Genomic DNA, 13,476 nt, shown 5'->3' with positions numbered 1-13,476 from the left:
TCCTTACAGCGAAAGGAGAAATCAATGAGCAATCAATATCTTATGGCACTTGATGCTGGGACCGGGAGTGTACGTGCGGTCATTTTTGACTTAGACGGGAATCAAATTGTCGCTGCCCAACGGGAATGGACGCACCTCGCTGATCCCAATATTCCTGGATCAATGGAATTTGATCTCAACACGAACTGGCAACTTGCTTGTGACTGCATCCAACAAGCACTCCAAAAATCCCAGATTCCAGCACAACAGATTGCCGCCATCTCAACCTGTTCCATGCGTGAAGGCATTGTGTTATATGATGAAAATAAACAACCGATTTGGGCTTGTGGTAATGTGGATGCCCGCGCCACAGAAGAAGTCAATGAATTAAAAGCACGCTGTGATCACCGCTTTGAAGAAAAATTGTATGCCATTTCAGGGCAAACCCTTGCCCTGAGTGCGGTTCCTCGTTTATTGTGGCTCGCCCACCATCGTCCTGATATTTATCAACAAACGAAAGCCATGACCATGATCAGTGACTGGCTTGGCTTTATGCTAAGTGGTGAACTTGCCGTAGAACCGTCCAATGCAGGCACCACCGGCATACTCAATCTCAAAACACGACAATGGGCACCTGAACTACTGGCTATGGCAGGGCTCAATAGCGATATTTTAACTCCAGTAAAAGAGACCGGTGAGATCCTCGGCAACGTCAGCACGCTTGTCGCCCAACAAACCGGTTTACATGCTGGCACCCCTGTCGTAGTAGGTGGCGGTGATGTGCAATTAGGCTGTATTGGATTAGGCATTACAGAGCCATCTCAAGCGGCGGTCATTGGTGGAACATTCTGGCAACAAGTTGTCAATTTACCTGAACCCGTCACGGATCCTGAGATGAATGTCCGGATTAACCCCCATGTTGTTGCACCTTTAGTACAAGCAGAATCCATTAGTTTCTTTACTGGTTTAACGATGCGTTGGTTTAGAGATGCGTTTTGCCAAGAAGAGAAAATCCTAGCGGAACGCTTAGGCATTGATACCTATACTTTATTAGAACAAATGGCAGAACGTGTGCCTGTCGGCGCAAATGATGTCATTCCGATTTTCTCCGATGCCATGCACTTTAAATCTTGGTATCACGCGGCACCGTCTTTTGTGAATCTCTCCATTGATCCAGAAAAATGTAATAAACCGGTCTTATTCCGTGCGTTAGAAGAAAATGCCGCCATAGTGTCTTCTTACAACTTAGATCAAGTAGAAAAATTCTCGGGGGTCAACCTCACTTCCATCGTCTTCGCTGGCGGTGGATCAAAAGGCAAACTTTGGAGCCAAATTCTCGCCGATGTGACCGGCTTAGTAGTAAATATCCCGGTGGTCAAAGAAGCCACCGCACTGGGCTGTGCGATTGCTGCAGGTGTCGGGGTCGGACTCTACCCGTCACTCAGTGAAGCAGGCAAGAAATTAGTCAAATTTGAACGTCAACACCAACCGAATCCAGAGAATTATCAACTTTATCAGAAACATAAAGCAAAATGGGCTGATGTCTATGCCAAACAGTTACAGCTGGTTGATAGCGGATTAACCACTTCGCTGTGGAAAGCGCCGGGTCTCTAATCCCCGCTTGGCAACAAAAAACCACCGCCTTTGTATAAAAGTGCGGTGTTTTTTTGCAGTTTTTTTAAAGCCCCTCTTGTTCTAGCAACGCCTCAAATTCTGGCATCACCCCTCGCCATAAATGAAAAGCGTGAGCGGCTTGTGCCACCAACATACCAAAGCCATCGCTGACGTTTTGCTTGCCTAATTGTTTGCATAACGCCACAAACGGCGTATCGGCTTGTTTAGCATATTGCATATCGTAAAGTGCGGTAGCGTTTTGCAAAATTTCAGGGTTCATCTGTACCGTTTGCCCGTGCAAGCCTGATGAGGTGGCGTTGATGATTAAATCGAAGGATTGCACGGGGATATTATCCAGCTCAACCGCTTGGATTTGCCCATATTGCGCAAATTTTTGTGCCAAATCCTCTGCCTTACTTAAGGTACGGTTAGCCAGCACAATATGTTGCTTGGCTTGTAATAACGGTAACAACACACCTTTTGTCGCGCCACCTGCGCCCAAAATCAAAATGGTCTGTTCTGGCTTAAGCCAGCCTAAACGTTGTAAATCACTGACTAAACCTGCTCCATCGGTGTTATCGGCATAGAGACGCCCGTCGTCTAATTTTTTCAAGGTATTACAGGCTTCCGCCGTCAAACAACGCTCGCTGTGAAGATCCGCTAACTGAAACGCCCGTTCTTTAAACGGCGCGGTAATGTTGCAACCTTTGGCGCCTTTTTCAAAGAAAACGCGTAATTGCTGTTCAAAATCTTGTTCATCACCTAACATTGCCACATATTCCATCTGTTGCTGAGTTTGATTGGCAAAGATTTGATGAATTTGTGGTGATTTACTTTGGGCGATTGGATTGCCCCATACCGCGTATTTATCCATGGTTTAACCTTGTCTAAACAGTTGATGAGTAAAAAGATCACGAATTTCAGAAGGATTGGTTGCTTCTCCCACAGGCAAATCCAATACCGGAAAATCCGCCCCGAATTGTGTTTTGACTTCTTCTGCCGTACGACAAGGTGGCAAAGTCGTCAAATTGGCACTGGTTGAAGTCAACGCAAAACCGGCTTGTTCGCACAGCTGTTTCACAGCCGGATGATCACATAAACGCACCGCAATGCTGTCAAACTGTCCTGTTAAAAATTTGGGCGTCGTCGTTTTCGCTGGCACAACCCACGTCGTAGGGCGATCATATTTAGCCTGTAAACGATCCCAATCGGCTTGGCTAAATGCTGTGGTGTCTATAAAGGGCAAGAAATAGTCCAAACAAGGCGCGACTAAAATCAGCCCTTTTTCGACGGGGCGTTGTTTCAACACCAATAATTTTTGCACCGCACTTTCGCTATTGGGATTACAACCTAAACCAAAGACCGCTTCGGTCGGATAGGCGACGACTTCATTTTGTTTAAGTTGTTCGACGATTTGTTGAATGTTCATTAAGATGTGATTTCCGAGTTAAAAATATGGCGACAACGTTTGTTCGCACATTGAAAAGTGCGCTGAGTGTCCGTTTCTTTTTTCAAGGTACAAACTGAACTCCCACACGCTGGACAGGCGACCAAATAGGGCTTAGCCGCTAAGGTAAATTTGCAATGAGGAAAGCGATCACAGCCATAAAAGACTTTGCCCTGACGACCACGACGAGCCACCAATCCGCCTTGTTGGCAATCGGGACAAGGGATCGTTTCTTCTGCTTGTTCCTCGGGTTCGTCATGCACCACAAAATGGCATTCTGGATAGTGGCTACAACCAATAAACATGCCAAAATGCCCTTGTTTCAATACCAAAGGATGTCGGCATTCAGGACAGGTTTCCTCTAAGACTTTAATGATTTTACTTTCTGATTGAAATGAAAGTGGCTTAATATAATCACATGCTGGATACGCCGAACAGCCCAAAAACAACCCTTTTTTTCCTTGCTTCAGCTGTAATACAGCATCGCAACGAGGGCAATGTTCTTGTTGTTTTTTGTGTTGAAAAAGGCGTTCGCTCATGGTGTTCCTCAATGAAATTAAAACAATTCTACCCCAAAGGCTTTCAACAATGCCACCGTTTCACACACCGGCAACCCCATCACCCCGCTAAAACTGCCCTCAATGTGTTCAACAAAAACGCCACCAAGTTGTTGAATACCATAGGCACCAGCTTTATCCATCGGCTCACCAGTGGCTATGTAGCCTTGAATTTCCTTTTCCGTCAGCACTTTAAAACGCACGTGGCTCGTTTGTATCACCGTTTGCATTCGGTTTTCATCTGCCACACATACTGCTGTGATCACTTGATGTGTTCTCGCCGATAAGGCTCGCAACATCGCTCTCGCGTCAGCTTCATTTTTAGGTTTACCTAAAATTTTATCCCCTAAAATCACCGATGTGTCGGCGGAAAGGAAAGGCAAGTGCGGTCTATTTTGCGAAAATTTTGCCTGTTGCCACTGTTGGCGTGCGGCGTTGTTTTTTTCGATTGCCATACGCAATACATAATCAGCACCTTTTTCATCAGGCAACGGGGTTTCATCAATCTCGCAACAACACAAAGCAAAGCGAAAACCTAACTGTTGTAAAATTTGCGCTCGGCGTGGGCTGTTAGAGGCAAGATAAAATTGAAAATCTGTCATAAGATCACCGACTAAATAAAAAAGATTATAACCTGTTAGGATAAATCCACCAGATTCCTTTATACTTTAAACGCTAATTAACTTTCTTCAAAAATGGTCAATCGCATGTCTGAACTCACTACCACACAATATTTGCTCATTATCGCTGTCCTTATCATCAGTTGCGTGGTGCTATTTTTTATCAGCGCGCGTCGTCAACGTGATAGCCAAGAGCTACAACAGGATCTCAATAAAACCATTGAGGATTTTAATCAATTATTAAGCAAATTTGAGGCGGTTCAACAAGCCAAAAATCAATTGGAACAACATGTGGTGAAATATCAAACCACCGCAGAAGGTTTACAAGTGCGTTTGATTGAGCGTGATGACAAATTAGCCTATTTGCAAAAAGAGTTAGATGAGGAACAAGCTCGCCATAATGACATTGCGGAAAAAATCACCGCACTCAAAGAACGCTTTGGGATTGCCTCTGCTCAAGCGGAAAGTTTGGCAAAACAACTTGAACATAGCCAAGCCAATTTCACCCGTAAAGAACAAGAAAATCAGGAATTAGTGGCAAAATTGACCGCACTTTCGCAAGAATTGACGGAACTCAAAACTACCTTAAGCGAAAAAGAAAAACACTTTGCTGAGCAACAACAACATATCGAACAAAGTAAGCAACAACTGAGCACTGAATTTCAAAACCTCGCTAACCGCATTTTAGACGAAAAAAGCCGTAGCTTTAGCCAAAGCAATCAAACTGCGCTAGATAGCTTGCTTAAACCGTTCCGTGAACAAATCGAAGGGTTCCAAAAACGGGTCAATGAAATCCATTCTGAATCGGTGAAAGGCAATGCCGGCTTAGAGGCAGAAATCAAAAAAGTGTTAGAAATCGGCTTAAATATGTCGCAACAAGCAGATAACCTCACCTCTGCCTTAAAAGGTGAAAAGAAAACCTTAGGCAACTGGGGCGAGGTACAACTGGAACGTGCCTTGCAATTAGCGGGCTTGTTAGAAGGAGAACATTACAGCGCTCAAGCGCATTTCAAAGACGGCGAGGGGAAACACAATTACCCCGATTTTGTGCTGAATTTACCTGATAACAAACATTTAATCATCGATAGCAAAATGTCGCTTGTTGCTTATGAAAGTGCGGTCAATGCAGAAGATGATCTCAAACGCCAAAATAAATTGCGAGAACATATTAAAGCGATCAAGAACCATATTGATGACCTTTCACGCAAGGATTACAGCAATTTAATTGGCATGCGTAGCCCGAATTTTGTACTGATGTTTATTGCCGTCGAACCTGCCTACATTGAAGCCATGAAAATGGATCCAACGTTGTTTAATTACGGTTATGAGAAAAACGTCATTTTAGTATCCCACACGACCCTTATGCCAATTTTACGCACCGTGGCAAACTTGTGGCGAATTGAGCGAGGCAATGCCGAAGCGAAAGAGATCAGCGCGCGGGCGGGTGATATTTACAACCAAATCTGTGTCATTGCTGAACGCTTAGGCAAACTGGGCAACACCCTGTCCTCTGCGAGTAGCCATTACAACAGCACCGTGACAGCATTGGTTGGGCAGCAAGGTCTGGTCGGTAAAGTCGAACGTTTTAAAGATCTTTCTGCTAAAGCCAACAAAACCATGCCCAATGTCGAACTGCTACACCATGCCGTAGAATCAGAACGTTTAGACGTGATTAAAGCCGATACCCCAGAGGCACAACCACAGAAAGACAACACAGCACAATAAACAAGCAACATAGGATTAATTCCGTGACAAAGATCACAATTTTTTAACAAAATTCTTCTCTTTTTGACGAAAAAAGGTAGTCTTATTTCACTTTAGTCGGGGTGCTTTGTAACCAAATTGTACAAAGCTGAGATGATACCCGTGAACCTGATACAGCTAACACTGACGTAGGAAACTAATTATGCCAATAATCCGATCATATTTTTTCATTCTTCATTCCGATCTCATTTCATTTTTTCAACGCTAAGCGCTAACCTCTTGGTTTCTGCCCATGTCTGCCGTTGAGATCCGTGATTTACGCCTAAGCTATAATCAGCAACCTCTCTTTGCTGGTTTTAATTTCGTGTTACCTAAAGGGAAATGGACTACCCTATTAGGCGCATCAGGCATCGGAAAATCCACTTTAGTCCGTGCCATTGCTGGATTAGAAAATCACGCTATAACGGAAGGTGAAATTGTACTGTCACCCACACAACAGATTAGCTATATGGCGCAACAAGATGCGCTTTATCCTTGGTTATCCGTGCTTGACAATGTGCAATTGCATTTACACTTACAAGGAAAAAAGAATAAACAAAGTGAGGAAAAAGCCAAAGCCCTGCTCACCGCAGTCAAAATGGCAAATCACTGGCATAAATCTTGCTATCAGCTTTCTGGCGGTCAGCGTCAACGTGTCGCCTTAGCGCGCACGTTAATGCAAGACGCCAATACCATTTTAATGGATGAACCTTTTTCGGCATTGGACGCCGTCACCCGTATTCAATTACAAGATCTGGCTTGTGATCTACTCAAGCATAAAACGGTGTTGCTGATTACCCATGATCCGCAAGAAGCGATCCGTTTAAGCGACACGATTTATGTACTAAAAAACCAACCAGCTCGCTTGTCTGAGCCTATCGAACTTAGCAGTGCGCCGCCAAGACAACTTGGTCAACAGGATCTTTGGCTATTACAAGAACAATTATTAGCACAACTGATTGAGGGGCAACATGAAAATTAAGCCGCTTATCCATGTTGTGCTATTAAGCTTGATGTTGTTAGCGCTATGGCAAAGTGCGGTGTTTTTTTTCGACATTCCACGCTACATGTTGCCACCACCGAATGATGTGCTTGCGCAATTACACAATCGCTATGATTTATTGTGGCAACACAGCCAAATTACCTTACTTGAAATTGGTTTAGGCTTATTCCTTGGCTTGTCTTTGGGGCTTATCTCCGCACTGTTACTCAGCGCATCTGATTATTTATCTAAATTATTATTACCCCTGTTAGTCATTTCCCAAGCCATTCCAGTGTTCGCCATTGCGCCTTTGCTGGTGCTTTGGTTTGGCTATGGGTTAGCCTCTAAAATTGTGATGACGATTTTGATCATTTATTTCCCCGTGACAGCTGCCTGTTACGACGGCTTACGTAACACCTCGATGCAATGGTTGGAATTGGCAAAAACCATGCAGGTTTCAGCAAGCGCAATGTTATTTAAAGTGCGCCTTCCCGCCGCGCTACCTTCCTTTGCTTCTGGCTTACGTATTGCCGTTTCTGTGGCACCGATTGGCGCGATTGTCGGCGAATGGGTGGGGTCTTCACAAGGATTAGGGTATTTAATGTTACACGCTAACGCCAGAATGCAGGTGGATTTAATGTTCTCTGCCTTATTAATTTTGATGGTCATCAGCCTCGTCTTGTATTTCAGCGTGGATTATTTCCTCAGGAAGTGGCTACCTTGGGTGCAATACATTAAATAAAACACAGATCATGGCGATGCCAGATAAAGTGCGGTCAATTTGAAAAACGTTTTAGCAAGAAAAGGAAAAACCATGTCCACAACACAACAACTTATCAACAATTCAGGGCGCTATTGGCTGGATTATATCCACCACCCTTTTGTGCAACAGTTAGCCGATGGTACCTTGCCGAAAGCGTGTTTTCAGCACTATTTAAAACAAGATTATTTATTTTTATTTCAATATAACCGTGCTTTGTCCTTAGGGATTTACAAAGCAGACAACTTTGCACAAATGAAAGCCGCACAAGATGCCATTAGTGCTCTGTTACATGAAATTCAGCTACACATTCAATACTGTGAAAGCTGGGGTATTGATGAAAACACCTTATTTCGCACGGAAGAATCTGCCGCTTGTGTGGCTTACACCCGTTATGTCTTAGATGCGGGTATGACGGGCGGTTTAGCTGAACTTTATACCGCGCTAGCCCCTTGTGCGATTGGTTATGCCGTGATTGCAAAGCATATTGTAGAAAGTGGCAAAAGCCCAGCAAACAACCCTTACCAAGCATGGATTGATACCTATTCTGGCGAAGAATTCCAAAATGCAGCACAAAACGCAATCGCTACCTTAGATGCACTTTGTGCGGATCGCTCTGAAGCACAGCTTGCTAAATTACAACAGATTTTTAATACCGCCACACGCATGGAATCAGCGTTTTGGCAAATGGGATTGGATTTAAGTTAAAAAATAAAAAAGGAGACAAAAAATGCAAAAACTCGTGAAAAAAACCCTTACTGTCGCATTTGCCATGGGAGTAAGCCTGTCGGTATCCGCCAAAGAAAAACTCACCTTATTACTTGATTGGTTCGTCAACCCTGACCATGCAGCAATTATCGTAGCACAACAAAAAGGCTATTTTGCTCAACAGGGGTTAGACGTTGAAATTGTAGAGCCTGCTGATCCCTCTCTACCACCTAAATTAGTGGCTGCAGGAAAAGCGGATTTAGCGGTGGATTATCAACCCCAGTTACAAATTCAAGTGGCAGAAGATTTACCACTCACCCGTGTTGGCACCTTAGTGGCAACGCCGCTTAACAGCTTAATTGTGTTAGAAAAAAGTGCAATTAAAAGCCTTGCCGATTTAAAAGGCAAAAAAATTGGTTATTCCGTCAGTGGTTTCGAAGATTCCTTATTAAAAGCGATGTTAGGTTCGGCAAACTTAACGGATAAAGATATCGAAATGGTCAACGTTAACTGGTCACTTTCACCGTCATTAATAAGTGGTCAAGTGGATGCTGTAATCGGCGGTTTCCGTAACTTTGAATTAAACCAAATGAAATTAGAAAAACAACCGGGACGGGCGTTCTATCCGGAAGAACATGGCGTCCCAGTGTACGATGAGCTCATTTTGGTTGCGAATAAAAATACAATGCCGACAGAGAAAATCAGCAAATTTTTAACCGCACTTGAGCAAGCCACCATCTATACCTTAAATCACCCGCAAGCCGCGTGGGAGGCATTTGTGGCTTACAAGGAAAAAGAATTAAACAATGATCTCAACCGTCTTGCGTGGACAGATACTTTACCCCGTTTAGCTTTACGTCCAAGAGCGTTAGATAGCCACCGCTATGAGCGCATGGCAGAATTCCTGAAAGCGAACGGGTTGACGAAAGTGGTGAAACCATTATCCGATTATGCGGTAGAGATTAAATGATTTCTTACTTTCTTTGCTTCGCCAAAGAAAGTAAGCAAAGAAAGGCGACCCGACTAAGTTGTTGGTCCTCATGTCAAAGCCATTTTTTTAACAGAAAATAAGTTGTCTTCACTTCGTTGCGCAACGTTATTTTCTTAAAAATGTCTTTTCCCTTCGGGCAACTTACACGGGGAAGTGGTTCACCCAAAGATAATCGAAAGTGCGGTGCATTTTTGGAAAGTTTCTGATTAAACACGTAACAAGACACTTTCTACCTGTACGTTGCCCATACGGTAACATGATTGTTAGGAAAGTGACACCAATGTAGTAGTACGTAGTCTGCTCACATTCTATGAATAAAATGAGGGTGAAATGAGGTCCAGCAACTTAATCGGGGGTGCCTTTTTCTTTGCCTTCTTTCTTTTCGGCAAACAAAAGAAAGAAGGTCGCCCATCGGGCGAAAGCCGATAAATAATACAAAAACCTAACCCAAAAGTAACAAACAACATGCTAAACACAACATACTTACAACAAATCCGATCCCAAAATCCCCTTATCCACAATATCACTAACGTGGTAGCGGCGAATTTTTCCGCTAACGGACTGTTAGCGATTGGTGCCTCACCGCTGATGTCTGCGGCAATGGAAGAAATGCACGAAGTACCTCGTCTTAGCCAAGCGCTAGTGATCAACATTGGTACCTTAATGGGCAAAGAAGTCGATGCCATGGTCTTAGCGGGTAAAACAGCCAATGAAGTAGGTATTCCCGTGGTGCTTGATCCGGTTGGTGTTGGCGCAATCACCTTCCGCAAACAAACGGTGGCAAGGCTACTAAAAGAAGTCAAATTTGCTGCCATTCGTGGTAATGCTGGTGAGCTAGCGACAATCGCAGAGGTGAATTGGCAAGCGAAAGGAGTGGACGCGGGATCGGGCGAAGCCGATTTAGCACAGATTGCGCATATCGTGGCAAAAACATACCAATGCATTGCCATGATAAGCGGCGCGACTGATTATCTTAGTGATGGCGAACACCATGCGCAAATCCATAATGGTACGCCCTTATTTCCAAAAATCACCGCGTCAGGTTGCTTATTAAGTGCGGTGTGTGGTGCCTTTTTAGCGGTAGCGAAACCTGAACAGTATTTTGATGCCATGTTAGAAGCTTGCACTGCCTATGCCATTGCTGGTGAACTTGCTGCGCAAGGATTAAAAACAACACAACATGGACAATTTTATGTGGGCTTGCTGGATCAACTTGCCCACCTTTCACTTGAAACAATCAATCAATATGCAAGGATTTCTTATGAGTAACATTCCTATCGCCTTAACCATCGCTGGCTCAGATAATTGTGGTGGCGCAGGTTTCCAAGCGGATTTAAAAACTTTCCAGATGCAACGTGTTTTTGGCATGACCACCATTACTGCCATTCCCGTGCAAAATAGTCTTGGTGTATATGATATTCATCCGGTGCCATTGAATATTATTGAAGGGCAATTAAAAGCCATTGCAGACGATTACCAAGTGAATGCATTCAAAATCGGCATGTTAGGCAATACAGCGATTATCGAATGTATCGCTCACGCACTCAAAAAATATGATTTTGGCAGAATGGTATTGGATCCCGTCATGTACGCCAAAGGCGGTGCTGCCTTGTTAGAACCTGATGCTGTAGAGGCATTGCGCACCTTATTGGTGCCAAAAGCTGAAGTTATCACACCCAATTTACCCGAAGCAGAAGCACTCACAGGCATCAACATTGTCGATGATAACACCGCCTGTGAAGCAGCAGAAAAATTACGCGCAATGGGTGTACGCCATGCGGTGATCAAGGGGGGACATAGTGAAAACTCACAAAGTGATGTCTGTCGTGATTGGTTGTTAACCCCAACAGAAATCTTGCATTTCGACAGTCCGCGCTTTAACACGCGCCATACTCACGGGACAGGTTGTACCTTCTCAGCCTGTATTGCCGCGGAATTAGCCAAAGGAGCACAAGTGGTGGATGCAGTAAAAACCGCGAAAGCCTTTATAACCGCTGCGATTAGTCATCCGCTCAATATCGGTCATGGTCATGGACCGACAAACCATTGGGCTTATGCTGAATGTAATCAAAAAAGCCGTTAAGGAGAAAAGATGAAACCAGTCCACGCCTTTATGCGCTTATATTTCATCGCTGGTACACAAGATTGTTTACATCTTGACGGTGATCCTGCCCAAAATTTACTCAACATTTTACAACAAGCGCTGCAAAGTGGCATTACTTGCTATCAATTCCGTGAGAAAGGCAAAAAAGCCCTACAAGACCCCGACAAAATCAAAGCATTAGCCATTCAATGTCGCGACCTCTGCCGTCAATATCAGGTGCCATTTGTGGTCAATGATGATGTGCAATTAGCCATTGACATTGGCGCAGATGGAATTCATGTGGGGCAGACGGATATGGCGGTGGCGGATGTTGCCGCACTTTGCCATAGTCATTGTTTTATTGGCACCTCCGTCAATACCCTTGAGCAAGGCATCGCAGCACAAGCCAATCCGTTGATTGATTACTTTGGTACAGGTCCTATTTTTCCCACACAATCAAAAGAAGATCCTAAACCGGTGGTCGGTGTGGATTTTGTGTCAACTATTCGGGCACACGGCATTGACAAACCAATCGTGGCGATTGGCGGTGTGACAGCACAAACTGCCGAGGAATTACGCCAACGTGGCGCGAATGGCGTAGCGGTGATTTCCGCGATCACACAATCCGCCGATATTGCTAAAACTGTAAAGGAGTTACTGGGTAATGCGCAATAATCCACGTAATGTAGCCCTTGCCACAATGGTTGGAACCGCCATTGAGTATTTTGATAATTACATTTATGCCATGGCAGCAGTCTTGGTGTTTAACCAACAATTTTTCCACGGCGATGATCCTGTTTCCAATCAGTTAGCGGCACTTTCGACCTTGGCATTGGCGTTCTTTGCCCGCCCGATTGGCGCCTTATTATTTGGGCATTTTGGCGATAAAATTGGACGTAAAAAAACCTTGATTGCCTCACTGGTCTTAATGGGCGTTTCGACAGTAGCAATTGGCTTACTGCCGACATATCAAAGCATTGGAATTTGGGCGACGGTGTTACTTTGCCTTTGCCGAATTGGGCAAGGTATTGGATTGGGAGGAGAATGGGGCGGTGCGGCCTTAGTGGCAATTGAGAATGCCCCCGCCGAAAAACGTGCACGATATGGTATTTTTCCACAGCTCGGTGCGCCGATTGGCTTATTACTTGCCAACGCTGCGTTTTATCTGGTTGGGCAACTGTTTGGACAAGCGGCATTGGTGGAATGGGCGTGGCGAATACCTTTTATTGCGTCTGCGGTATTAATTGCGATTGGTTGGTATGTGCGCGCGAAAATTCACGAAAGTGCGGTATTTTTTCAAGTCGAAAAAGAAGGCAAAACGCATGCATTTCCGGTTCGTGTGGTGTTTCGCCAACATCTTAAACCTTTCCTAAGTGGAGTATTTTTAGCAACTGCAGGCTATGTGCTGTTTTATATCTTAGCTGCCTTTGCCCAAATTTATGCCAAAAGCCCAACCACATTATCACCCGCCGGGCATCCAATGGGATTAGGTTTACCAGCAAAAACCTTCACCGCTTTTTTATTAATTACTTCGGTGATCTTTGCCATTTCTATTGTTTTCTCGGGCATTTATGCGGATAAAATCGGACGCCGGCGCTTAATGCTGTGGGTCAGTTTCGCCACCTGCCTTTTTGGACTGGCATTACCCCTCTTTTTAAGCGAAGGAAGCGCAACAAGCGTTTTCATGTTCTTAGCTGTTGGTTTTATCATTATGGGGATGTCTTTTGGTCCAATGGCCGTATTACTCCCCGAACTGTTTCCGACGGAAGTGCGTTACTCTGGTGCCTCATTAGCCTATAACCTCGCGGGCATTTTAGGCGCTAGTGTCGCGACCATGGTGGCAATGAAAATCAATGCGCACGTTGGTTTGATTGGTGTGGGCATTTATTTAGCGCTCAATGCCCTAATCTCTTTCTTTGCAGTTATGCAAATCAAAGAAACGAAACATCTTTCTCTCAGCCACCACTGATCACCCTAAATGTGATTTACCTG

14 protein-coding genes and 1 riboswitch are annotated in these 13,476 nt (G+C 44.4%); of the genes, 10 read left to right on the top strand and 4 right to left on the bottom strand.

Features of this window, described 5'->3' with window-relative positions; genetic code table 11:
• Positions 1-24: 24 nt before the first annotated feature.
• Positions 25-1,593 (top strand): autoinducer-2 kinase, encoded by a 1,569-nt coding sequence (lsrK, locus tag CKV69_RS09200; protein ID WP_005754801.1) that lies wholly within the window; start codon positions 25-27, stop codon positions 1,591-1,593.
• 64 nt (positions 1,594-1,657) lie between these two features.
• Here lsrK and aroE read toward each other — a convergent pair whose 3' ends face one another.
• From aroE to CKV69_RS09180, 4 genes are read right to left on the bottom strand one after another with little or no spacing between them, the layout of a single operon-like run.
• Positions 1,658-2,467: a shikimate dehydrogenase gene (aroE, locus tag CKV69_RS09195; RefSeq protein ID WP_015702627.1), complete on the bottom strand. Its 810-nt coding sequence runs from the start codon at positions 2,465-2,467 to the stop codon at positions 1,658-1,660.
• A 3-nt stretch (positions 2,468-2,470) separates the two neighbouring features.
• The gene (gene tsaC / locus CKV69_RS09190; RefSeq protein ID WP_005723790.1) at positions 2,471-3,022 is read right to left on the bottom strand and encodes an L-threonylcarbamoyladenylate synthase type 1 TsaC; all 552 of its coding nucleotides are present in this window, start codon (positions 3,020-3,022) and stop codon (positions 2,471-2,473) included.
• Positions 3,022-3,579 carry a DNA topoisomerase family protein gene (locus tag CKV69_RS09185; protein WP_015691017.1) on the bottom strand — a complete coding sequence of 186 codons (558 nt, stop codon included), beginning with the start codon at positions 3,577-3,579 and terminating at the stop codon, positions 3,022-3,024. Before CKV69_RS09185 ends, tsaC begins: the two co-directional genes overlap by 1 nt.
• 17 nt (positions 3,580-3,596) lie before the next feature.
• The gene (locus CKV69_RS09180; RefSeq protein ID WP_005723788.1) at positions 3,597-4,199 is read right to left on the bottom strand and encodes a Maf family protein; all 603 of its coding nucleotides are present in this window, start codon (positions 4,197-4,199) and stop codon (positions 3,597-3,599) included.
• 105 nt (positions 4,200-4,304) lie between these two features.
• Here CKV69_RS09180 and CKV69_RS09175 point away from each other — a divergent pair, with 105 nt between their 5' ends.
• The 9 genes from CKV69_RS09175 (at position 4,305) to CKV69_RS09135 (ending at position 13,453) form a co-directional block, all read left to right on the top strand.
• Positions 4,305-5,942 (top strand): DNA recombination protein RmuC, encoded by a 1,638-nt coding sequence (locus tag CKV69_RS09175; RefSeq protein WP_005754796.1) that lies wholly within the window; start codon positions 4,305-4,307, stop codon positions 5,940-5,942.
• A gap of 87 nt (positions 5,943-6,029) precedes the next feature.
• A riboswitch (TPP riboswitch) is annotated at positions 6,030-6,133 on the top strand.
• 80 nt (positions 6,134-6,213) lie between these two features.
• Entirely contained in the window at positions 6,214-6,942 is a 729-nt protein-coding gene (locus CKV69_RS09170) for an ABC transporter ATP-binding protein (protein WP_015702625.1), read from the top strand.
• Positions 6,932-7,684: an ABC transporter permease gene (locus tag CKV69_RS09165; RefSeq protein ID WP_015702624.1), complete on the top strand. Its 753-nt coding sequence runs from the start codon at positions 6,932-6,934 to the stop codon at positions 7,682-7,684. The genes CKV69_RS09170 and CKV69_RS09165 overlap by 11 nt, the downstream gene beginning before the upstream one ends.
• Before the next feature lie 72 nt (positions 7,685-7,756).
• Entirely contained in the window at positions 7,757-8,410 is a 654-nt protein-coding gene (gene tenA / locus CKV69_RS09160; RefSeq protein ID WP_015702623.1) for a thiaminase II, read from the top strand.
• 22 nt (positions 8,411-8,432) lie between these two features.
• A complete protein-coding gene (locus tag CKV69_RS09155) occupies positions 8,433-9,380 on the top strand; it encodes an ABC transporter substrate-binding protein (RefSeq protein ID WP_005723783.1) in 948 nt (315 codons plus the stop codon).
• Between the two features lie 486 nt (positions 9,381-9,866).
• A complete protein-coding gene (thiM, locus tag CKV69_RS09150; RefSeq protein WP_016504554.1) occupies positions 9,867-10,670 on the top strand; it encodes a hydroxyethylthiazole kinase in 804 nt (267 codons plus the stop codon).
• A complete protein-coding gene (gene thiD, locus CKV69_RS09145) occupies positions 10,663-11,484 on the top strand; it encodes a bifunctional hydroxymethylpyrimidine kinase/phosphomethylpyrimidine kinase (protein ID WP_015702620.1) in 822 nt (273 codons plus the stop codon). The genes thiM and thiD overlap by 8 nt, the downstream gene beginning before the upstream one ends.
• A 9-nt stretch (positions 11,485-11,493) precedes the next feature.
• On the top strand, positions 11,494-12,159 hold the full coding sequence (gene thiE / locus CKV69_RS09140) for a thiamine phosphate synthase (protein WP_015691009.1): 666 nt from the start codon (positions 11,494-11,496) through the stop codon (positions 12,157-12,159).
• Positions 12,149-13,453 (top strand): MFS transporter, encoded by a 1,305-nt coding sequence (locus tag CKV69_RS09135; protein WP_005754787.1) that lies wholly within the window; start codon positions 12,149-12,151, stop codon positions 13,451-13,453. Before thiE ends, CKV69_RS09135 begins: the two co-directional genes overlap by 11 nt.
• Positions 13,454-13,476 lie beyond the last annotated feature (23 nt).

The organism is Pasteurella multocida (assembly GCF_900187275.1).
Lineage (GTDB): Bacteria > Pseudomonadota > Gammaproteobacteria > Enterobacterales > Pasteurellaceae > Pasteurella > Pasteurella multocida.
This window is presented reverse-complemented; position numbering and strand designations above follow the sequence as displayed.

Excerpts from the sequence above, each read along its gene's own strand:
- lsrK (WP_005754801.1), top strand. The coding sequence starts at position 25 with ATGAGCAATCAATATCTTATGGCACTTGATGCTGGGACCGGGAGTGTA.
- aroE (WP_015702627.1), bottom strand. The coding sequence starts at position 2,467 with ATGGATAAATACGCGGTATGGGGCAATCCAATCGCCCAAAGTAAATCA.
- tsaC (WP_005723790.1), bottom strand. The coding sequence starts at position 3,022 with ATGAACATTCAACAAATCGTCGAACAACTTAAACAAAATGAAGTCGTC.
- CKV69_RS09185 (WP_015691017.1), bottom strand. The coding sequence starts at position 3,579 with ATGAGCGAACGCCTTTTTCAACACAAAAAACAACAAGAACATTGCCCT.
- CKV69_RS09180 (WP_005723788.1), bottom strand. The coding sequence starts at position 4,199 with ATGACAGATTTTCAATTTTATCTTGCCTCTAACAGCCCACGCCGAGCG.
- CKV69_RS09175 (WP_005754796.1), top strand. The coding sequence starts at position 4,305 with ATGTCTGAACTCACTACCACACAATATTTGCTCATTATCGCTGTCCTT.
- CKV69_RS09170 (WP_015702625.1), top strand. The coding sequence starts at position 6,214 with ATGTCTGCCGTTGAGATCCGTGATTTACGCCTAAGCTATAATCAGCAA.
- CKV69_RS09165 (WP_015702624.1), top strand. The coding sequence starts at position 6,932 with ATGAAAATTAAGCCGCTTATCCATGTTGTGCTATTAAGCTTGATGTTG.
- tenA (WP_015702623.1), top strand. The coding sequence starts at position 7,757 with ATGTCCACAACACAACAACTTATCAACAATTCAGGGCGCTATTGGCTG.
- CKV69_RS09155 (WP_005723783.1), top strand. The coding sequence starts at position 8,433 with ATGCAAAAACTCGTGAAAAAAACCCTTACTGTCGCATTTGCCATGGGA.
- thiM (WP_016504554.1), top strand. The coding sequence starts at position 9,867 with ATGCTAAACACAACATACTTACAACAAATCCGATCCCAAAATCCCCTT.
- thiD (WP_015702620.1), top strand. The coding sequence starts at position 10,663 with ATGAGTAACATTCCTATCGCCTTAACCATCGCTGGCTCAGATAATTGT.
- thiE (WP_015691009.1), top strand. The coding sequence starts at position 11,494 with ATGAAACCAGTCCACGCCTTTATGCGCTTATATTTCATCGCTGGTACA.
- CKV69_RS09135 (WP_005754787.1), top strand. The coding sequence starts at position 12,149 with ATGCGCAATAATCCACGTAATGTAGCCCTTGCCACAATGGTTGGAACC.